We start from the raw sequence: 20,076 nt of genomic DNA on the forward strand, positions 1-20,076 counted from the left end.
CCTCAGGTCGTGGCGAACGCGGCGCGGCGGCGGGTGTCGACCTCGGCGGCGAGCGCGGGCGCGCGCTCCAGCGCCTCCGCGTGACCACAACTGGCCAGCCAGTTGGCCAGCATGAGGTGGCCGCCCTCGGTGAGCACCGACTCCGGGTGGAACTGGACGCCCTCGATGGGCAGCGTTCGGTGCCGCATCGCCATCACCACACCGGAGCCGGTCCAGCCGGTGACCTCAAGCTCGTCCGGGAGCGTTTCGGGCAGAACGGCGAGGGAGTGGTACCGGGTGGCGGTGAACGGGTCGGGCAGACCGGCGAGGACGCCGACCGAATGGTGTCGCACCTCGGAGGTCTTGCCGTGCAGCAGCTCGGGGGCCCGGGTGACGGTCGCCCCGAACGCCTCGCCGATCGCCTGGTGACCGAGGCAGACACCGAAGATCGGCAGCTCGCCGGCGTACGTCCGGATGACGTCCAGGCAGATGCCGGCCCGGTCGGGGCTGCCCGGCCCGGGTGAGAGCAGGACGCCGGCGGCGCCCACCCTGCCCACCTCGGCGACGTCGATCTCGTCGTTGCGGCGGACCTCGCAGTCGACGCCGAGCTGGCCCAGATACTGCACCAGGTTGAAGACGAACGAGTCGTAGTTGTCGATCACGAGGACGCGCATGGTCACCTGCTTGGGGAGGACGGCGCTGGGTTGTTCTGGTCGGTGTCGTACGGCAGCTCGTGATCTTCCCCGGCCGGGGTCTCCCCGGTCACCGGGTCGCCGCCGCCACCGGTCTCGGCGGGAACGCCGGACTCGACCTGCACGTCGTCGAAGGGCAGCAGGGGCTCGGCCCACGGGAAGGCGACATACCAGAGCAGCGCGACGGTGGCGGCCACCAGCAGCACCGAGCCGGTCAGCTTTCCGACCAGGCCGAAGGGGAGCTTGCGCCAGATGAACGCGTACATCGGGTCAGCCTCCCAGCTCCGCCGGGCGGCCCGCCGACTTGGGTTGGGTACGGTCCAGCTCGGCGTGGATGATCAGACGCTGGTAGTTGTCGAACTTCGGGTTGCACGTGGTGAGGGTCAGCATCCGCTTGGTCGCCTTCTTGTTTGGCTCGCCGGGCACCGGTGCCACCACTTCCACCTGCGTCGGCTTGACGATCCGCGACTGCGACACCCGGTAGACGTACCAGTCGGTCTTGCTCTCGACCACTATCGCGTCGCCTTCGCTGAGCTCGTCCAGCCGCCAGAAGGTGGCCCGGTTGCGGTGGCCGGCGACGGAGAAGTTGCCCACCTGGCCGGGGAGCGCGCTGGCCGGGTAGTGGCCCGGGGCGTAGCGGATGTCGGCCTGGGTGACGCCCTCGACCACCACCCAGTTCTTGTCGAGCTTGGGGATGTAGAGGCCCGCGAGCGGCTTGCCGCGTACCGGAGGTGACGGTTTCACGCTCGGGCCGGCCGCCGACGGGGCGACAGTCGGGTCGTCGGTCGGGCCCCACGCCTGGGCCAACTCGTTGTTGAGGTCGTTCTGGTGGGCGTCGACGATGGCCGACTTGCCCCAGACCTCGTACCCGGCGAAGAGCAGCACCACCAGGCCGAAGGTGATCAGGACTTCGCCGGTGACGCGGATACCGGTGCGCAGCCGGGAGCCGAACGACGGTCGGGTGAGCTCGGAGTAGACGCTCTTGTAGCCCTCGCCGGTCTGGTGCGGCCGGAGTTGGACCACCCGCTCGCCCCGCCGCGGCTGGGGAGGGTCGGCGGGGTTGCCGCCGGTCGGCTCGGCGGGGACCGAGGTGCGCGGAACGGCACCCATCAGCGCGGTCGAGTCCATGGTCGGCGGCCTGGTGGCGGGTGTTGCGGGCACGGCCGGAATCAGCGCGGTGGCGGCCGGATCCGCGCCCCGGTCACCGCCAGCGCTCGGCGGGACCCGGCCGGGCCCGGTCGACGGCGCGACGCCTTCCGGCCGGGCCGCTGCCGCGCGACCAGGGGCGGCCGGTGACACAGGCATGGCCGGGCCAGCCGGGGTGGTCGGAGGGCCGGTGGGTCGTGCGGGCCGGGCGGTGACCTGCGGAATCGGCGCGGTCGGTGAGTCGGCCAGCGGCGGGGTCGAGGGGCCGGAGGAGGCCGGCCGGCTGGGCGGGCCGGAGGTCGTCGGGCGGGTCGGCATCGCGCTGGGCGCGGCCGGTCGGGTCGGTGCGTTGCCGGGGGCAGCGGGCCGAACCGGGCCCTGGTTGCCGGTGGCCGGCCGGCCGGGGGTGGTCGCGGGGGGAGCCCCGGCGTTGCCGTGCGGGCCCAGCCCGGGAGCCGCGGTGCCCGGCCAGGGCGGTGGGGCTTCGACACCCGGTCGGCCCGGGGTCTCGTTCGGCTCAGGTCGGTCGGCGTTCGGTCGCGTCGGTTGCCCGGCTCGCGGAGGGTGCAGCACCGGCTCGGGCCAGTTGCCGGCCGGGGCCGGCCGGTCGGCTGCCGACCTGGGCCGATCCAACGGGGGCAGGAAGGCGGTCGGCTCGTCGGTCTGGTCCCGGTGTCGCCCGTCGCGACGCTCGTCCGGCCCGCTCATCTGGGCACCGTAGCCGAGCGCAGGGCGGTGGAGTCCTCGAATGCGGGGACTCGCACCGTGGAGGCTGTCTCCGTGTAGCCGAGCTGGTAGTCGTCGACCGCGTCCTTGAACAACCGGACTCCCTGAGAGCTGGCGAGGGCCTGCTGGAGGGCAGCGGGATCGCCGATTGCTACGATCTTGAACGGTGGGGAGTACACCCGGCCATGAAGTAGCAGGGTGTTACCGACGCAGCGTACCGCGCTGGTGGTGAGCACGCGGACGTTCATGATTGACATGGCCTCGGCTCCGCCGGCCCACAGCGCGTTGACCACCGCCTGTACGTCTCCCTGATGCACCACCAGGTCGTCGTTGCTGGCGTCCGACTGGGTCTGGTCGATCTGCGGCGCGTCGTTCAGCTCGACGGTGACCCCGGGGCCCGTCAGGGCGGTGAACCCGGCGTTCTGGAGGCTGCCCTGGGCGCGGTTCTGCTGCTCCTTGATCGGGGCGTCGGAGCCGGCCAGCGTGTTGGTCCGCTGCTCGACCTCGCCGCGCAGCTCGGCGGCGCGGCGCTCGCTGGCTGCCACCTGTTCGCGGCGGTCCTCGATGAGCTGATTGAGCTGGGGCCGCCGGTCCTCCCGGAGAGCGGTGCCGCCGGCGGTGGTGGCGGTGGTGGTGAACAGCAACCCGGCCGCCGCCGCGATCAGGGGCACCCCGATCGACCAGCCCGGACGGCGCTGACGCGGTCGCCGGGGCAGCAGCCCGGCAACGGCCCGTCGGAGGACCTTCTGCCAGGAGGTTGCGCCGGATGTGTACTCCACCGAGCGTTCCTTCCGCGTGTCGGGGATCGGTCCGTGCCGGCCGGGCCGGCGATGCGAACAGTCCCGCCTCTTTCGGTCACTCCGTGCACCGGCCTGACCCCATTCGTGGTCCAGGCGGCCAATCGGGACTACGCTAGCTCTCGAACATTATTGGCCATGGACCGTCGCCCCCGCGCCCGGTTGTCAGGCCGGACGAGGTCGTCACCCCTCTGGAGAGCGCCGTGCCCAAGTCTCAGGTCCGTAAGAAGAAGGTGTACACCCCGCCGACGGACGTCCGTCCGACGACGACGGCGTCGTCGCGCAAGCCTAGCCCGGTGTGGTTGCCGGTCACCGCGGTCGCCTTGATCGTCGTCGGGATCGGCTGGCTGGTGCTCTACTACCTGTCCGAGCAGGAGTACCCGGTCATGGCGTGGGGTTACTGGAACCTCGCCGTCGGCTTCGGCGCGATGGTCGCTTCGCTGGCCTTGCTCTCCCGCTGGCGTTGATCTGACCGGCCGTCGCATCGGCGGTCTCACGTCACCCGTCGAGCCCCTGCCCGGCAGGATCGGGCGGGGCCCCCTATGGTGTGCGCAGGCAGCGTGGCCTACTGCGAGATGACTCACGTTACCGCTGGGTAACCTTCGCGTAGGCTGCAGTGCATGACCGAGCAGAGCGAGGTCATCAGGCAGCAGACCGGGGAGGCCAACTCGATGGGCAGCGTCCAGATCGTCACCACGATCCTCGCGGCCGCCATCACCGCCGTGGCGGTGTGGCTTGCGGTACGCGCGGTCATGAAGATGACGGCCGTCATCCGGCTGGGGCAACCCGCTCCGGAGCGGTTCTCCGACAAGGGCGCCCGTACCAGGACCATGCTGGTGGAGACCGCCGGCCACACCCGAATGCTCAAGTGGGGCGTGGTCGGTGCGGCGCACTGGTTCGTGATGGTCGGCTTCATCGTGCTGTCGCTGCTGGTGCTCGAGGCGTACTTCGAGGTGGTCACCCCGACCGGCGGGCTGCCGATCATCGGGCACTGGACGATCTTCGGCCTGGCCACCGAGATCATCACCGTGCTGGGCCTGATCGGCATCCTGGTGCTGATGGTGATCCGGTTGCGCAACCGGCCGACCCGGCCGGGCGGGCGGTCCCGGTTCACCGGATCGACGATGTGGCAGGGCTACTTCGTCGAGTGGATCGTGCTGCTGGTCCTGATCTTCGGCCTGCTGATCCGCGGCTTCAAGGTCGCCACCGACCACTTCGAGTACCCGCTCTGGGCCACCCCGGTCAGCCACGCGGTCGGCGCGGTGCTGCCCGACTGGTCGGACGGGGCGAGCGTCGCCGCGCTCATCAAGATCGCCATCTCGATGACCTGGCTGATCGTCATCTCGCTGAACGTCACCATGGGTGTGGCCTGGCACCGCTTCCTGGCGTTCCCCAACATCTTCTTCAAGCGGGAGCCGGCCAAGCCGGCCGGCTCCGGTCTCGGCGCGCTGCGCCCGATGACGAGCCAGGGCAAGCCGCTCGACTTCGAGGAGGCGGACCCGGAGAAGGACCAGTTCGGCGTCGCCCACGTCGAGCAGTTCAGCTGGAAGGGCCTGCTCGACTTCAGCACCTGCACCGAGTGCGGCCGCTGCCAGTCGCAGTGCCCGGCCTGGAACACCGGCAAGCCCCTGTCGCCGAAGCTGCTGGTGCTGAGCCTCCGCGACCACGCGTACGCCAAGGCGCCCTACCTGCTGGCCGGCGGCGGCAAGGACCTGACCGGCGAGGAGAAGGCCACCCAGGCCCAGCTCGCGCACCTGGACGTGCTGGCCCTCGCCGAGGCCGACAAGCCGCTGATCGGCACCGCCGAGGAGGGCGGGGTCATCGACCCGGACGTGCTCTGGTCCTGCACCACCTGCGGTGCCTGCGTCGAGCAGTGCCCGGTGGACATCGAGCACGTCGACCACATCGTCGACATGCGCCGCTACCAGGTGCTGATCGAGTCGAGCTTCCCCTCCGAGGCCGGCGTGATGCTGCGCAACCTGGAGAACAAGGGCAACCCGTGGGGTGCGCCGCAGAACACCCGCGAGGACTGGACCAAGGGCCTGGACTTCGAGGTGCCCCGGGTCGGCGAGGTGGACGACTTCGAGTACCTGTTCTGGGTCGGCTGCGCCGGCGCGTTCGAGGACCGGGCCAAGAAGACCACGCGCGCGGTGGCCACGCTGCTCAACGAGGCGGGCGTGAAGTTCGCGATCCTGGGCGAGGGCGAGACCTGCTCCGGTGACCCGGCACGACGGATCGGCAACGAGTTCGTCTTCCAGATGCTGGCCCAGCAGAACGTGGAGACGCTGAACGAGGCGTTCGAGGGCCGGGACAAGACCAAGCGCAAGATCGTCGCGACCTGCCCGCACTGCTTCAACACCCTGGGCAACGAGTACGGGCAGCTCGGTGGCGAGTTCGAGGTGGTCCACCACACCCAGCTGCTGGCCCACCTGGTCGCCACCGGCAAGCTCACGCCGGTGCAGCCGGTCGACGGCGGAGTCACTTACCACGACCCCTGCTACCTGGGTCGGCACAACCGGATCTTCGCGGCCCCCCGCGAGGTCCTCGGCGACGCTATCGCCGGTGACCTGACCGAGATGCCGCGCAACAGCGAGCGGTCCTTCTGCTGCGGTGCCGGCGGCGCCCGGATGTGGATGGAAGAGAAGATCGGCAAGCGGATCAACGTGGACCGGGTCGAGGAGGCCATGGCCACCGGGGCGAAGACGGTCGCCGTCGGCTGCCCGTTCTGCTCGACCATGCTGAACGACGGGGTCAACGGCAAGGGCGCCGGCGAGCAGGTCGAGGTGATCGACGTGGCGAGCGTGCTGCTCCGTTCGGTCAAGCCCGAGCAGCCGCAGGGCGGCAAGGAGACCGCGCCGATCGGCGGCTGAGACGCGTACCTCCGGGTTCTGAAACATCGACGGCGGTGGCCCCTGCGGGCCGCCGCCGTCGTGCAAGAATCTCGCCGAGGTGACGCGACATCGACGGCCTACTCTTGACGACGTTGTTGCCCCTGGTCGGTTTCGTAGCGCTGACCGCGGGCAACGCGTTCTTCGTCGCGGCCGAGTTCGCCCTGGTCACCGTCGACCGGGCGGAGATCGACAGGCGGGCCGTCGCGGGCGACGAGGCCGCCCGGACGGTACGCGCCGCGCTGCGCGAACTCTCCTTCCAGCTTTCCGGGGCGCAGCTGGGCATCACCATCACCGCGCTGCTCACCGGCTACCTGGCCGAGCCGGCTCTGGCTCGCCTCTTCGCCCCGTTGCTGCGCCCGATCGCCGGCGACAACACCGAGCGGCTCACCCCGTTCCTCGCGTTGGCCCTGGCCACGCTGATCTCCATGCTCTTCGGCGAGTTGGTGCCGAAGAACGCGGCGCTGGCCCGGCCCATGCCGGCGGCGTTGGCCACGGCCGGCCCGATGCACGCGTTCTCCCGGACGTTCGGCTGGTTGATCCGAGGGTTGAACGGCTCGGCGAACCGCCTTGTCCGGGCACTCGGTGTGGAGCCGCAGGAGGAGTTGGCCAGCGCCCGCTCGCCGGAGGAGCTGGGCCTGCTGGCGGGCATCTCGGCGCGGGCCGGGGCGCTGCCCACCGACACCGCGATGCTGCTGCGTCGCACCATCCGCTTCGGTGACAAACGGGCCGCCGAGGCGATGACTCCCCGAGTGGACGTGGTAGCGCTGCGCGTCACAGCCACCGTGGCCGAGCTGCTGGAGGAGTCGCGGCGGACCGGGCGGACGCGGTTCCCCGTGTACGAGGAGACCCTGGACCTGGTGACCGGCGTGGCCGCCGTGCCCGACGCCCTGGGTGTGCCGCTGGCCGACCGGGCGTCGACGACTGTCGGCTCGGTGGCCCGCGAGCCGGTGTACGTGCCGGAGAGCCTCAACCTGGACGGTGTGCTGGCCGCGCTCAAGGCGGCCGGGGCCGACCTGGCCATCGTGGTCGACGAGTACGGCGGCACGGACGGTGTGGTGACCGTCGAGGATCTCGTCGAGGAGTTGGTCGGGGAGATCGCCGACGAGTTCGACCCGGCGAGCGTGGACGACGACGGGTCGGCCGAGCTGACAGTGCCGGGCGGGGAGCGCACCGTGCTGGTCGACGGGGTGCTCCGCTCCGACGAGTTGGCCGAGCAGACCGGCTTCCGGCTGCCCGAGGGGCCGTACGAGACGTTGGCCGGGTACCTGATGGCCCAGCTCGGGCACATCCCGCTCGCCGGTGAGACGGTCGAGGCGGACGGGTGGGAGTTCACAGTGGTGGAGGTGGAGCGGCACCGGATCGAGCAGGTCCGGGTGGTGCGCCCGGCGGATCCGGACGACGATGACTGAGCTGCTGGTGACAGTGCTGCTGCTGCTCGGCAACGGGTTCTTCGTGGGCAGCGAGTTCGCGCTCATCGCGTCCCGTCGGACGGTGATCGAACCGTTGGCCGCCGGGTCGAAACGGGCCCGCTGGGCGTTGTCGGCGATGAACCAGATTCCGTTGATGATCGCTGGCGCGCAGCTCGGCATCACGGTCTGCTCTTTGGGGCTGGGGGCGATCGCCGAACCGGCGCTGGCGCACCTGCTGGAGCCGCCGTTCCACGCGATCGGCCTGCCGGAACGGGCGGTGCACCCGGTGGCGTTCGTGCTGGCCCTGGGTGTGGTGGTCTTTCTGCACACGGTCGTCGGTGAGATGGTGCCGAAGAACATCACGCTGGCCGGTCCGGAGGTCTCCGCCCTCTGGCTGGGGCCGGCGATGCTGGCGTTCTGCGTGGCCACCAAACCGTTGCTGCTCGCGATGAAATGGGCGGCCCGGCGGGTGCTCGCATTCTGGCGGATCGAGGCGTCCGAGGCGGTGAAGACGGTGTTCACCGCCGAGGAACTGGCCGGGTTGGTCTCCCAGGCGCGGACCGAGGGGCTGCTCGACGCGGAGCAGCACGCGCGGATCACCGGCGCGCTGGCCCTGCACGACCGCACGGCGGCGGACGCGCTGCAACCGTGGTCGACGGTGGTGACGGTGGCCGAGGACGTCTCGCCGGCGTCGCTGGAGGTGCTGGCGACCCGGACCGGCCGGTCCCGGTTTCCGGTGGTGCAGCGGTCGACCCGCCGGGTGCTCGGCTTTGTGCACGTCAAGGACGTGCTCGGGTACGCGGGGCAGGGTCGCCGGTCGCCGGTACCGGCCGACGTCTACCGGCCGCTGGCCGTGGTGCCGCCGGAACGTACGCTGGCCGACCTGCTGTTGGCCATGCGTCGGGAGCGGCGGCACATGGTGCTGGTCAGCGACGGGCGACGACCTCTCGGTGTGGTCACTCTTGACGACGTATTGACCGCAATCGTTGGGTGATGGGCCAATACCCTTGGTGTGCAAGCGGTTGCACGACAGTGATGGTTACTGCGCCCGCCTTGATTACCGCTGCGCGCTTCCCTAATGTGGGGCACCGACCGCTGTGGGTCGTCTGCCTCGGCCCTTCCCTCACGCGAGGCGCCCGGCGGTCGGTTGCAAAGGAGTCGGTGCCGGTGGCAACCATGCCCCCTCATCGTCACGACCTGAATGCGTCTGCTCGCTCTGGTGGCCTGCGCCGCGCCGCCCATCGGGTGCTGGTCCTGGTCGCTGCTGCCGCGGTCGGCGCCGGTCTGCTGACCGCGCCGGCGCATGCCGCGCCCACGGTCGACGAGATCGAGGCGCAGATCGACAAGAAGTGGGAGCAGTTGGAGCCCACCATCGAGCAGTACAACAAGGTCCGGGCGCAGTTGAAGGTCAACCGGAAGAAGTCGGCGGACCTGCAGAAGAAGATCGAGCCGCTGGCGCTGCAGAGCGAATTGGCGCTCAACCGGGTCGGCGACCTCGCCTCCCGCTACTACATCTCGGGCCCGTCGCACGACATCGGCGCGCTGCTGGTCAGCGCCAAGCCGGACACGCTCACCGAGCAGCTCACCATCCTCGACCGGCTCGCCGCGCAGGAGCGCAAGGAGGTCGAGGGTGTGCTGGCCGTGCGGGCCAAGTACGACGGCGAGAAGCAGAAGCTGGACGCGCTGATCGTCACCCAGACCAAGCAGCAGAACGATCTGTCGGCCAAGAAGAAGCAGATCGACGCCGAGATCAAGCAGCTCGAGGCGTCGATGCCGAAGACCACCGTCAAGACCGCGGCCTGCCCGACCATCAACGGGGTGGTCAGCGAGGCGGCCCGTACCGCTATCAAGACCGCCTGCGGGAAGGTCGGCAAGCCGTACGTCTGGGGTGCCACCGGCCCGAACTCGTTCGACTGTTCGGGGCTGACCCAGTACGCCTACAAGGCGGCGGGGATCTACCTCACCCACCACACCGGTGACCAGTGGAACGAGGGCAAGGCCATCGCGCGGGCCGACGCCCGCCCCGGTGACCTGGTGTTCTTCTTCTCCGGCCTGAGTCATGTCGGGCTGTATCTGGGCAACAACCAGATGGTGCACGCGCCCCGCGCCGGCAAACCGGTGCAGGTGTCCAGCATCACCACCATGCCCATCGCCGGTTTCCGCAGACCCGGCTGATCCACCTGACGCGACACGACGGCCCCCGGTCACCGACCGGGGGCCGTCGTGGTTGTCAGCGGGGCGCGCCCAACGGGGACGGCAACAGCTGCACGTCGGCGAGGTCGACGTACATGATCCGGTGGCCGAACTGGATCTGCGCGTAGCGGTTCTTGCCGCGGATCACCGTCCAGTCACCGGGCGAGGAGCCGTCGAACGTGCTGGCCCGGTAGTACTCGCCGGCCAGCACCGCGCCGACGGCGTACCGCTGCCCGGCGGCCAGGGTGTACTGCAACGGCGAGATCGTCTGGTACGGCACCCCCTCCGGGTACGCCGCCTGCTCCGGGTACGCCCGTCCGTACACCGGGATGGTGGCCCGTCCGGGTTTCGGGGTGGCCACGACGCCGACGGTCCAGCTGGCGGTCGGCGCGGACGGCGGGTTGTGGAACCAGGCCCGCTGCCCGAGGTACCAGATCGCCGTCCAGTCGCCCTGCCGGCCGGCCAGCGCGTACGTCTGCCCGGCGGAGGCCCGGGCCCCGTGGTCGGACACGGCCATCGTGTTCGGGGTGCCGTCCGGGCGGAGCGCGACGTCGTTGACCAGCGGCGCGTCCGCGGACGGTGCGCTCCGGAGCACCACCGCCGAGGAGCCGCGCGGTGCGCACGGCACGCCGGCGGTGACGCAACCGGTGAACGCCGGCTGGTTGGTGGCGTAGTCGGGGTCGATGCGGACCAGCGCGGTGGCCGGGGTGCCGGTGTCCAGTCGGGGTGCGTGCAGCAGGTCGAAGTAGTGCGTCCAGTCCCAGTACGGTCCCGGATCCCAGTGCATTCCCCGCACCGTGGAGGCGACGGTGCCGGGCACGTTGTCGTGGCCGATGATGTGCTGGCGGTCCAGTGGGATGCCCAGCCGCAGCGCCAGGTGCCGGACCAGCTTCGCCGAGGTCCGGTACATCGCCTCGGTGTACCAGGTCCCCTGCGCCGCGAAGCCTTCGTGTTCCAGCCCGATCGACTTCGCGTTGACGTACCAGTTGCCGGCGTGCCAACCGACGTCCTTGGTCTTCACGTGCTGGGCGATGTGCCCGTCCACCGAGCGCAGCGAGTAGTGCCAGCTGACGTAGGTCGGATCCTGGACGAGTCGCAGGGTCGTCGCCCAACTCGCCTCGGTGTCGTGGATGACGATGTATTCGATCTTCTGCCGGGCGGGCCGGTCGGAGAGGTCGTGGTTGCCGTAGTCCCCGTCGCCGAACGCCTCGTAGGGTGCCGGGATCCACTCGCACGAGATGGTGCGGGGGCACTCCACCCCGTCCGGGCGGGCCAGCCGGCGCAGGCCCAGCCGGTCCAACCAGGAACGCTCGGGCCGTACCGCGCGGGCCGGCAGGGTGATCCGCTGGCCGTCGTCGGTCACCCGGGACTGGCCCGCGCCGATGGTGGTGAAGACCTCGTCGGCGAAGGCCGCGGCGGCGTCGGCGCTGTCCGCGCCGGAGTAGCGGGCCACCGCGCCGTACCAGGCGGCCGGGTTGGTGTCGGCGCCGACCGGGGCGTCCAGCTCCCGTTGGTACGCGCTGAGCAGCGCCGCCCCACCCCGGATGTTGAGGCCCGCGTCGGTGCGCAGTGCCTCGGGGGCGACGCCGGTCAGCGTGGCGGCGGCGTCCACGGTCTGCAACGCGGCGGTGGACGGCGCGGGGGCCTCGACCGGTCGGGGCGCGGGCACCCGGGCGGGACGCGAGTCGTCGCCGCGCGGGTCCTCGGCACCGGCGTCGTGGTGACCGCGCCCGGGTAGGGCGGCCACGTGGCGGGCGTCGGTCAGGTGCATCGGGCCGTAGCCGCCACTGGTGCTCGGTGTGCCGGCGTTGGTGTCCCAGCGGGACTCCAGGTAGGAGACGGCGAGCAGCACGACTGTCGGCACCCCGTACTCGGTGGCCGCGGCGGCGTACTGCTGCTGACGGTCGGTGGTGGACGCGGCGGCGGCCGGGCCGACGGAGAGTGGCACCGTGGTGGCGGCGGCGACCACGGCGGCGGCGAGCAGTGCGCGCCAGCCCGTCGACAGGGTTGGATGGTGCATCGAACCCCCTAGATTCTCGCGGAGTGAGGTCAGGTCACCATCGCGCCGTCCGGGAGGTCAGGTCAATACCTTTCCATCTATCGAAGCGTGGGGAAAGAATTCTTCACACACGGTCGGTGACCTCGTCCAATCGGTACGGAGTGTCACGGCCGTGCGGGTTGCGGATCGGTAACAAGCGTCTCTACTCTGGTCATTCGTCGGGCCGACAGCAGCTCCGCCCAGCCCGGGCGGTAACGGACCGACACCGCCGAGTCGTTTCCGAGCGAACCGGGGACCCAGGTCCCTCGGGGTGAATCCGCAGCCACTGCGGTAGGGCGCCGACTTCCCGCCCGAACCCGTCAGCTAACCCGGTAGGCGGTCAGGAAGAAGGAGTACGGAACCCCGGTGGCACTCCATGCCCCGCGGCCGTCGTCCGAGCGGTCGGCATCAGCCGGCCCGACGTCGATCGTGCCGCGCCCACGCTGGTCCCGCTTCACCACCGCACTCGCCGCCCTGGCCGGCGTCGCCGTCGTCCTGACCGGCAGTGCCACGGCGGCCCACGCCGACCCGTCGGTCGCCGAGATCGAGCGCCAGATCGACGCCGACTGGAACAAGCTCGAACCGATCATCGAACGGCACAACGCCACCCGCGCCGACCTCGCCGCGAAGCGCAAGCAGGCCGACGCGCTGGCCGCCCGGATCACCCCGCTGGAGCGCCAGGTCGACGCCGCGATGGACAAGGTCAGCGCCCTGGCCGTACGCGCCTACAAGGGTGAGAACGTGTTGACCGTCAACGCGGTGCTGGGCAGCCGGTCGCCCAGCGAGGTGGTCGGCCAGCTCGAGATGCTCGACCGCTTCGCGCACAACCAGCAGAAGGACGTACGCGAGGTCGCCGACCTGCGCGACCAGCTGGCCGCGCAGAAGGCGCCGCTGGACGAGATGGTGGCCCAGCTGACCCGCACCGAAGCTCAGCTGGCGGCGAAGAAGAAGCAGATCAACGAAGAGATCGACCGCCTGCAGAAGCTGCGCCTCAAGGTGTACGGCAACGGTGGCGGTGGCCCACTGCGCCCGGCGCCCTGCCCGGGCAGCTACCCCGGCGGCGGCGCGGGCACCGCTGTCAAGTTCGCCTGCGCCCAGATCGGCAAGCCCTACGTCTGGGGTGCCGAGGGTCCGAACTCGTACGACTGCTCCGGGCTGATGCTGGCCGCCTGGGCGAAGGCCGGCGTGTCGCTGCCACACAACGCCGCCGCGCAGAGCCGCGTCACGAAGAACGTCAGCAGGGGCGACCTGCGCCCCGGCGACCTGGTCTTCTACTACAGCGACATCCACCACGTCGGCATGTACGTCGGCGGCGGCTGGGTGGTGCACGCCTCGCAGGCCGGTCAACCGGTCAAGATGAAGAAGGTCGACGACGGCCCGATCCACAGCTACGGCCGACCGGGCTGACCCGGGTGACGAGAGGGCCCGCCGCGATCCGTCGCGGCGGGCCCTCGTCGTCGTGGTTCAGCGGGTGGGCCAGGTGCGCCAGTGCTGCCAGGCGCGGCTCGGCGTCGGCCCCCGCTGGCCCTGGTAGCGCGAGCCGTAGACCACCGAGCCGTACGGGTGCTCGGCCGGCGAGGAGAGCCGGAAGATGCAGAGCTGCCCGATCTTCATGCCGGGCCACAGGGTGATCGGCAGGTTCGCCACGTTCGAGAGTTCCAGCGTCACGTGACCGGAGAAGCCCGGGTCGATGAAGCCGGCGGTGGAGTGGGTGAGCAGCCCGAGCCGGCCCAGGGAGCTCTTGCCCTCCAGTCGGCCGGCGAGCTGGTCACCCAGCGAGATGACCTCCAGCGTCGAGGCGAGCACGAACTCCCCGGGGTGCAGCACGAAGGGCTCACCGTCGGGGACCTCGACCGCCGAGGTCAGGTCGTCCTGCTGCATGGCGGGATCGATGTGGGTGTAGAGGTGGTTGTTGAAGACCCGGAACAGCCGGTCGAGTCGGACGTCGATGCTGGACGGTTGGACCAGGGTGGGCTCGAACGGCTCCAGGCCCAGCGTGCCGGCCTTGATCTCGGAGACCAGGTCGCGGTCGGAGAGCAGCATCGGACCACCATAGCCGCGTTGCCGAAAGTGCCCGGATTCGGTGCCGGTGACCAGCGCGTCGAGGTCGCTGCTCGTACATTTGTTCGATAGAATGCTCACATGGCTTCCTGGTCCGAATTCGCCGCCGACGAGCCCCGACTCGCCGACGGGATCCGCGTTCTCCTCCAGCAGTACGGGCCGGGCTTCGGCTATCTGGCCACGGTCCGCGCCGACGGCGGGCCCCGCGTCCATCCGGTCTCCCCGGTCATCACCGCCGAGGGGCTGTTCTGCTTCATCATCGACTCGCCCAAGCGCCGTGACCTCGAACGGGACGGCCGCTACGCGCTGCACTCGTTCCCGGCCGAGGAGAGCGACGACGAGGCATACGTGGCAGGGCGGGCCCGTCCGGTGACCGATCCGGTCCGGGTGGCGCAGCTGGCGCAGAGCGCCCGCGCCGAGCCGCAGGTCGACTGGCGGCTCTTCGAGTTCACCATCGACGTGGCGATGCTTACCCGCCGTGAGCAGCACATCGCGGGCGTTCCCGGCCTCGCGCCGGGTCGGCCGGCCGTGCGGGTCTGGCTCGACCCAAACGCCCCGTCGGCGGTGGCCACCCCGTTGGCCGTCCCGCCGACGCGCCCGACCCGCCTCAGCCGTGACGTCCAGTGCACGGCCGCCTGACCACGACTGGAAGATCATCGGTGTCGGCTCCGTGAGGACGGAGCCGACACCGGGCTGTACGTACGCCCGCCGCCGGCACCCCGCATGATCAACTCGGTTTCCGTGAAACCGCGGTGTCCCGGCGCTTCGGACGCCCCGATTTTCAGCAAGCCGAGTGGATCAACCCGGGTCGGCCAGGGTTGTGCGGTATGCGGACACCCGCGGCCGGCGGGGGTACCTGGGTGCACGGGCTCGACGACTCGGGTACAGTGGTGCCGCTTGCGGGTGTAGTTCAATGGCAGAACATCAGCTTCCCAAGCTGACAGTGCGGGTTCGATTCCCGTCACCCGCTCCACGCGAAGGGCCCTGGTCAGGACGAGAGTCCCAGCCAGGGCCTTCGACGTTTCCCAGGCCACGAGCACCCGGCGGGCCATCCACAGGCCGGTAGCCAGAAGGTCGAGCGGACACCGTGCCGATAGGCCCACGACGAGATCCGGGCGGCCCGGCCGCAAAGGCCGGACCGCCCGGGCGCGCCGAAACGGCGCCGAGGAATATCAGCAGGTCTGGATCCAGCGTGATCTGACGCCCGCGTCCAGCGTCACCTCGTCACCCGTAGCTACGGTGACCCAGTCGGTGTGGCCGTAGTTGGCGCCACCGGTCTCGTTCCAGTAGTAGATCAGGTCCGAGTCGATCGAGTCGATGAACTCGTGCGGGTCGTACACGTGAAACTGCACCCGGTAGGTGCCCGGGCGGACGTACGCCGTGAAGGTGCCGTCGGGATTGATGGTGGTCAGCCCGCCGGAGCCGGACGAGCCGGGTTGCGTCGCCACCTCGATGCGGTAGATCCCTTCGTAGCCGACCGGGGCGCCCACCTCGCACGTGTCCCACACGCGGTTGTTGTTGCCGTCCACCCAGACGGTGCCGCGGACGATCGCCCCCTGCTCGACCGTGACGGTGTGCCGCGCCGTGTTGTTCTCCAGGGTCGTCTCCGGCAACGTCGTCGCCGCGGTCGCCTCCATCGTCACGACGTCGCCGACGGTGGTGGAGGTGAGGATCCCGCCGTAGTACAGCTGCTCGCTCGTCTCGCCCGGCCACAGCGGGCTGTGGATGCAGCGCCAGCCAGTCCGGCCGTCGGCGACGCCGTCGCCGAACGCGCAGTCCCACCCCTCGCTCGACATCTCCGAGCCCTGCATCCCGGCCGGCACCGGGATGGTGACGGTCACCTCGCCCGAGGGGGAGTTCCCGGAGTTCCGGAGAGACGTGGAAACATTGACATACTCGTTCGGGAGGAGCTGCTGGCTGGTTGCGGCGGGCACGAACTCGAGGTCCATCGTGCTGGGGATGTAGCGCACGCTCGCCTGGCCGATGTTGTTGGCGGTCGACGACTCCATACCGGTCTTCGCCGTGGCGGTGACGGTCACCGCGTCTCCGGCTGTGCCGGGCGGGAGCCCGAACGGCAGGTTCAGCGTGTCGGCGATCTCCCCGGCGGCCAGGGGGGCGTGTACGCAGGTCGCGGTGCCCTGCAGGTCACAGCTCCAGCTCGGCGGGATCACGAACCCGTCGGAGGAGAACCAGGCGCCCGCCGGCAGCGTGAACGCCACTGTCACATCCTGGCTGGCCTTCGTGCCGGAGTTGCGTACGTCGAGGGTAAGGGTCGACCAGCCACCGCTGGCCGGCACCTCGACGGTGTCGACGGAGGCGGCGACCACGAGGTCCGCCCGGGAGGGGGCGGCGCCCGCCGGGCCGGTGGGCAGCAGGCCGGTGGCGAGCCCGGCCAGCGCGCCGACCAGGAGACTGCTACGGAGCAGGTGCTGGCGGGTGGAGCGGAATTGAACGGACATCAGGTCCTAACGTCGGAGGGGATCGACCGGGCCAGCGGCCCGGTCCTCGGGATCGTCGGCGTCCATCCGATAGAGCGCCAAGATCATGACCATCGTTACGTCGCGCCGGCGGGCTCCCGAATAGCGATGGGCCATCCACGGGCCACAAGGTCGTACAACCAGGGGTCAAACCAGGCCACCCGCCTGCAATGTTGTTGCGGTCAGCAACGCCAGCAACCCCGGCGGCGCTACAAGACCGCGAAGACCTCGCCCTTCCCGCGTTAACCTCGCTGGTCTCCCAGAGCGTTCAGGTGGTGGGAGGGACACACACCATGCAACGACCCCGGGAACTGGCACCGCCGGAGGGCTTCGCCGAGTTCGTCGCGGCGCGCTCCGATGCGCTGCTGCGTTCGGCCTGGCTACTCACCGGTGATGCCGGGCGGGCCGAGGACCTGTTGCAGACGGTCCTGGCGGATGTCTGGCGGCGCTGGGCCACGATCAACAGCGCCGGGCATCCCGAGGCGTACCTGCGCAGAGCGTTGTTCACCACCTACGTCTCCTGGTGGCGACGGCGCTGGCGCAGTGAGGTGCCGAGCCAGCCGCCGGACCAGCCCTCACGTGGCGACATGGCCGGGGAGTCCGCCGACCGGGACGCCGTACGCCGCGCACTGGCCCGGCTGAGCCGGCAGCAGCGGGCGATCGTGGTGCTCCGCTACGTCGAGGACCTGACGGTGCAGCGGACAGCGGAAGTGCTCGGCTGCTCGCACAACACCGTAAAGGTGCAGGCCTTCCGCGCTTTACGGATTCTGCGTACCGATCCGGATCTTGAATTGTTCGCCGCCTGGAGGTCGCGAAGTGACGCATGAAGATGAGGACATCAGGCTCCTGCTGACCAGCGCCGTTCCGCCACTGACACCGCCACCGGACCGGGTCGTCGAAGTGGCCAGGCGGGTCCGCCGGCGCCGGCAGCGCCTGATCGGAAGCGCAGCGCTCGCCGTGGCAGTGGTCGTTGGCCTGGGCGTCGGAGGGGCGCAGATACTCAACGGCGTACCTTCACCGCACACGGCTGCCGATTCCGCCGGTCAGGGGCGGTGGACATCGTGCGTGGAGGCCGCACCGGAAATGGTCACGCGTGGCTTCCGTGTCCCGACCAGTGAAGCAGCCGCCCTGCCCCGTCTCGGCGATGACTTCATCCCCACCACGGTCGTCGTCTGCAGGGTGGAGCGTCCTCCTGTCCGGCCCGACTGGCTTTTGACGGAGCGGCGTAGCGATGACGCCACCGCCCTCGCCGCCCTCGTCGCCGCCCTCCGCCGGCCCGACGCGCCGGATAATCCCGGCTTTGCCTGCAGAGCGGTCCTGCAGGAGGCACCCTGGCTCGCGCTCGTTGACGCGGACGGCCGGTGGATGCGGCCCGGCATACCACTCGATTCCTGCCACGACAATCTGCCGGACGATTTCCGGGCAGCGTTCGATGCTCTACCGCTGACCACCGTGGCGACCCGTCCGGTCGCCGAGAGCGATTCGGCCAGAGCGGGTTGCAGCCAGCGCGAGGTCAACATGACATCCTTGGTGGCCGACCGTGAAGCCCGTGCCCTGCCAGAGCCGTTCCCCGCTGGGCAGCAGGTCCGCCTCTGCGTCTACTACGTGCCGAAGAGTAGGCAGGGGAACGGCGAGCCACTCGGCGAGTTCGCGCACGGAACGGTGCTGCCGGAGGACCAACGAGCGGCGATCGAGGGTGCGCTGCGGGCGTCTCGACCGGCGAACCCGTGCAGCACCCGTGCGAGCCGGTTCGCTGTGCTGATCCCACTGACCACCAGCGAGCCCCGCACCTACGTGGAACTCGACGGCTGCCGCCGAATCACCGTGCGAGTCGCTCCCGACCAACGGACCATCGGACAGGGCGACGCCGCGCTGATCGAGCTGATCGACAAGCCGTGACCTGTCGGGCGAGGCATCCGGGGATGTCCGGGCCGCGCCTCGACGTCAGGCCGAGACCGCCTGGAGACCCGTACCAGTTGCCGCTGGGGGTGGGCCCAACGGGAACTCACCGACGGTGCGCCACGGGCTGACGTCCGGTGTGCCGGCGATCAGCCGGACCCTGTCGACGGCCGCGTTGATCGGCAGGTGCGCGGCGACGGTTTCCGCCGCGTGGGTCAGCACGGGCTTGTCGGCGTCGTGACCGATGGTCAGGTGCGGCACCACGTCGCTGTGCGCCCCGCCGTACGGGGGTGCCTCAGGAAACCGTCGCCACACTGCCCCGGTGAGGTCGCGGAAGGGCCGATGTGGCTGCGGAGCAAGCCAGAGGACCGTGTCACCGAACCAGTCGACGTGCGTCAGTGCGACGTCGAACCGAGGTATCCCGGCGATGGTGTCACGCAGCGCGGCCAAGGCCCGCTCGTCGATCTGCTGCGGTGGCAGGAACGGGTAGAGGACTGTCACGTGCGCTGGGACGCCCCATGAGGCGGCCCGGTCGAGTGATGCCCGGAACCTGCCGACCGCCTCCTCGGCCTCGGGTATCGGCACGATGAGCGCCGTCTGCGTCGGCTCCATACCCTGCGGTTTCCTATCGGTAGTCGGCGAAGATTCGCCGTTGCACGCCATCAACGGTGACCGGGCCCCCGTGGGGAAGGATCCACTGTGGTCTGGTGTGGCCGAACGGGACGCCGCCACAGACGACCGCCTCGGGGTTGTAGCGGGTCACCACGTCGACGACCGTGTCCCGCTGCTGCTCACGAAGCCGTGCCCGATCCTCGGCCGCGGGTCGACGGTTGTGGTCGGAGACCGGCGGACGGGCGACCACTACCGCGTCGACGGCGCTGAGAAGACCGCGCTCACCGAGTGATCGGACGATCCAACCGACCTCGCGGGCGGGAAGGAGCTCTTCCGACGTCTCAATGAGCAGCACCCCGCCCTGTAGGGCCTCGGGAGGAAACGGGAAGCGTCCCGCCGTCAGGATCCACTGGATGACCTCCAGGCAGCCACCCCAGGTGCGGCCGGTGACCGAGCGCGACGGCCCGTACCAACTCCACGGCTGCGTCGGTTCGCGCTCGCCGAAGGACTTCAACGCCTGCGGATCTGCCCAGTCGATGCCGATGTCCTCGGACTCACCCGGATCCGTGACCTCCAGCCGTTCCCCGGTGAGCAGGGCCGCTCGCAGCGACCGGACGTGGACGTCGTCAACGGCAGGCCCGGGGCCGAGGTGCACCTGGGACGACCCGCCGTAGAAGCTGGCGATGCCGAGGCCCCAGAGCCAGTGGTGCAGGTTGGTGTTGTCGCTGGTGCCGAGGAACGGCTTCGGGTCGGCTCGGGCCAGGTCGGCGTCCAGGTGGGGGATGACGGTGATCTGGTCGTCCCCTCCGACGACGGCGAGAATGCCGCGTACCTGGGGGTCTGCGAAGGCGGCGTTGATGTCCGCCGCCCGCGCTGCCGCGCTCGCGCCCACCTGGCGGGTGGTGGGGTATTCGACCGGTACGAGACCGGTCAGGTCGGCGAGCCGTCGCATTGCCTGTTCGTGGATCGCCGGATAGGCGCCGGCCGCGGCGAAGGACGGCGAGAGGACCGCGAGGTGGTCCCCGGGGCGGGCTTTTCGAGGACGAACGAGCTCATGCACCATGTCGTGATCCAACAGTTCTGCCCGCCGCTCCGCACCTCATTTCGGACCGTCGGCGGAGCGGGCATCGGCGACACGGATACTTCTCATGATCGT

Annotated in this window: 18 protein-coding genes, 1 tRNA gene and 1 riboswitch; of the genes, 10 read left to right on the forward strand and 9 right to left on the reverse strand. The window is 70.3% G+C overall.

Annotated elements, in window-relative coordinates:
* Positions 1–2 precede the first annotated feature (2 nt).
* The 4 genes from IF22_RS0113975 to IF22_RS0113990 are packed head-to-tail and all read right to left on the reverse strand — an operon-like array spanning position 3 to position 3,322.
* A complete protein-coding gene (locus tag IF22_RS0113975; protein ID WP_030331989.1) occupies positions 3–653 on the reverse strand; it encodes an aminodeoxychorismate/anthranilate synthase component II in 651 nt (216 codons plus the stop codon).
* Positions 654–655: 2 nt separating this feature from the next.
* A complete protein-coding gene (locus tag IF22_RS0113980) occupies positions 656–937 on the reverse strand; it encodes a hypothetical protein (protein ID WP_030331991.1) in 282 nt (93 codons plus the stop codon).
* Between the two features lie 4 nt (positions 938–941).
* Positions 942–2,525, reverse strand: coding sequence for a class E sortase (locus IF22_RS0113985; RefSeq protein WP_030331993.1), 1,584 nt, complete (start codon positions 2,523–2,525; stop codon positions 942–944).
* On the reverse strand, positions 2,522–3,322 hold the full coding sequence (locus tag IF22_RS0113990) for a DUF881 domain-containing protein (protein ID WP_030331995.1): 801 nt from the start codon (positions 3,320–3,322) through the stop codon (positions 2,522–2,524). The genes IF22_RS0113985 and IF22_RS0113990 overlap by 4 nt, the downstream gene beginning before the upstream one ends.
* Positions 3,323–3,543: 221 nt before the next feature.
* Here IF22_RS0113990 and IF22_RS0113995 point away from each other — a divergent pair, with 221 nt between their 5' ends.
* The 5 genes from IF22_RS0113995 (at position 3,544) to IF22_RS0114015 (ending at position 9,815) form a co-directional block, all read left to right on the forward strand.
* Positions 3,544–3,807: a cell division protein CrgA gene (locus IF22_RS0113995; RefSeq protein ID WP_030331997.1), complete on the forward strand. Its 264-nt coding sequence runs from the start codon at positions 3,544–3,546 to the stop codon at positions 3,805–3,807.
* Between the two features lie 204 nt (positions 3,808–4,011).
* Positions 4,012–6,210 carry a (Fe-S)-binding protein gene (locus IF22_RS0114000; RefSeq protein ID WP_030331998.1) on the forward strand — a complete coding sequence of 733 codons (2,199 nt, stop codon included), beginning with the start codon at positions 4,012–4,014 and terminating at the stop codon, positions 6,208–6,210.
* Between the two features lie 116 nt (positions 6,211–6,326).
* On the forward strand, positions 6,327–7,640 hold the full coding sequence (locus IF22_RS0114005; RefSeq protein ID WP_036411511.1) for a hemolysin family protein: 1,314 nt from the start codon (positions 6,327–6,329) through the stop codon (positions 7,638–7,640).
* Positions 7,633–8,634 carry a hemolysin family protein gene (locus tag IF22_RS0114010; protein ID WP_030332002.1) on the forward strand — a complete coding sequence of 334 codons (1,002 nt, stop codon included), beginning with the start codon at positions 7,633–7,635 and terminating at the stop codon, positions 8,632–8,634. Before IF22_RS0114005 ends, IF22_RS0114010 begins: the two co-directional genes overlap by 8 nt.
* Positions 8,635–8,801: 167 nt before the next feature.
* Positions 8,802–9,815: a C40 family peptidase gene (locus IF22_RS0114015; RefSeq protein WP_245233623.1), complete on the forward strand. Its 1,014-nt coding sequence runs from the start codon at positions 8,802–8,804 to the stop codon at positions 9,813–9,815.
* A 55-nt stretch (positions 9,816–9,870) separates the two neighbouring features.
* On the opposite strand, the gene IF22_RS0114020 is transcribed toward IF22_RS0114015, so the two are convergent.
* The gene (locus IF22_RS0114020) at positions 9,871–11,853 is read right to left on the reverse strand and encodes an N-acetylmuramoyl-L-alanine amidase (protein ID WP_030332005.1); all 1,983 of its coding nucleotides are present in this window, start codon (positions 11,851–11,853) and stop codon (positions 9,871–9,873) included.
* Between the two features lie 235 nt (positions 11,854–12,088).
* Positions 12,089–12,224: riboswitch (cyclic di-AMP (ydaO/yuaA leader) on the forward strand.
* Between the two features lie 13 nt (positions 12,225–12,237).
* Here IF22_RS0114020 and IF22_RS0114025 point away from each other — a divergent pair.
* A complete protein-coding gene (locus tag IF22_RS0114025) occupies positions 12,238–13,278 on the forward strand; it encodes a C40 family peptidase (RefSeq protein WP_030332007.1) in 1,041 nt (346 codons plus the stop codon).
* 57 nt (positions 13,279–13,335) lie between these two features.
* Here IF22_RS0114025 and dcd read toward each other — a convergent pair whose 3' ends face one another.
* The gene (dcd, locus tag IF22_RS0114030; protein ID WP_030332009.1) at positions 13,336–13,914 is read right to left on the reverse strand and encodes a dCTP deaminase; all 579 of its coding nucleotides are present in this window, start codon (positions 13,912–13,914) and stop codon (positions 13,336–13,338) included.
* A 99-nt stretch (positions 13,915–14,013) separates the two neighbouring features.
* Between dcd and IF22_RS0114035 the strand changes: the two genes are divergently transcribed.
* Together IF22_RS0114035 and IF22_RS0114040 are read left to right on the forward strand one after the other, a co-directional pair.
* Complete coding sequence (locus tag IF22_RS0114035; protein ID WP_030332010.1) at positions 14,014–14,571, forward strand: pyridoxamine 5'-phosphate oxidase family protein; 558 nt, start codon at positions 14,014–14,016, stop codon at positions 14,569–14,571.
* Positions 14,572–14,831: 260 nt separating this feature from the next.
* A tRNA-Gly gene (locus IF22_RS0114040) sits at positions 14,832–14,905 on the forward strand.
* A 199-nt stretch (positions 14,906–15,104) separates the two neighbouring features.
* On the opposite strand, the gene IF22_RS0114045 is transcribed toward IF22_RS0114040, so the two are convergent.
* Positions 15,105–16,391 carry a DUF11 domain-containing protein gene (locus IF22_RS0114045; RefSeq protein WP_030332012.1) on the reverse strand — a complete coding sequence of 429 codons (1,287 nt, stop codon included), beginning with the start codon at positions 16,389–16,391 and terminating at the stop codon, positions 15,105–15,107.
* A gap of 311 nt (positions 16,392–16,702) precedes the next feature.
* Between IF22_RS0114045 and IF22_RS0114055 the strand changes: the two genes are divergently transcribed.
* Together IF22_RS0114055 and IF22_RS35005 are read left to right on the forward strand one after the other, a co-directional pair.
* On the forward strand, positions 16,703–17,236 hold the full coding sequence (locus IF22_RS0114055) for a SigE family RNA polymerase sigma factor (protein WP_051708459.1): 534 nt from the start codon (positions 16,703–16,705) through the stop codon (positions 17,234–17,236).
* Entirely contained in the window at positions 17,226–18,308 is a 1,083-nt protein-coding gene (locus IF22_RS35005; protein ID WP_156057556.1) for a hypothetical protein, read from the forward strand. The genes IF22_RS0114055 and IF22_RS35005 overlap by 11 nt, the downstream gene beginning before the upstream one ends.
* A gap of 45 nt (positions 18,309–18,353) precedes the next feature.
* Here IF22_RS35005 and IF22_RS0114065 read toward each other — a convergent pair whose 3' ends face one another.
* Together IF22_RS0114065 and IF22_RS0114070 are read right to left on the reverse strand one after the other, a co-directional pair.
* On the reverse strand, positions 18,354–18,920 hold the full coding sequence (locus tag IF22_RS0114065) for a 2'-5' RNA ligase family protein (RefSeq protein WP_051708461.1): 567 nt from the start codon (positions 18,918–18,920) through the stop codon (positions 18,354–18,356).
* Between the two features lie 13 nt (positions 18,921–18,933).
* A complete protein-coding gene (locus IF22_RS0114070; RefSeq protein ID WP_081883823.1) occupies positions 18,934–19,983 on the reverse strand; it encodes an LD-carboxypeptidase in 1,050 nt (349 codons plus the stop codon).
* Positions 19,984–20,076 lie beyond the last annotated feature (93 nt).

The organism is Micromonospora parva (assembly GCF_000718515.1).
Classification (GTDB): domain Bacteria; phylum Actinomycetota; class Actinomycetes; order Mycobacteriales; family Micromonosporaceae; genus Micromonospora; species Micromonospora parva.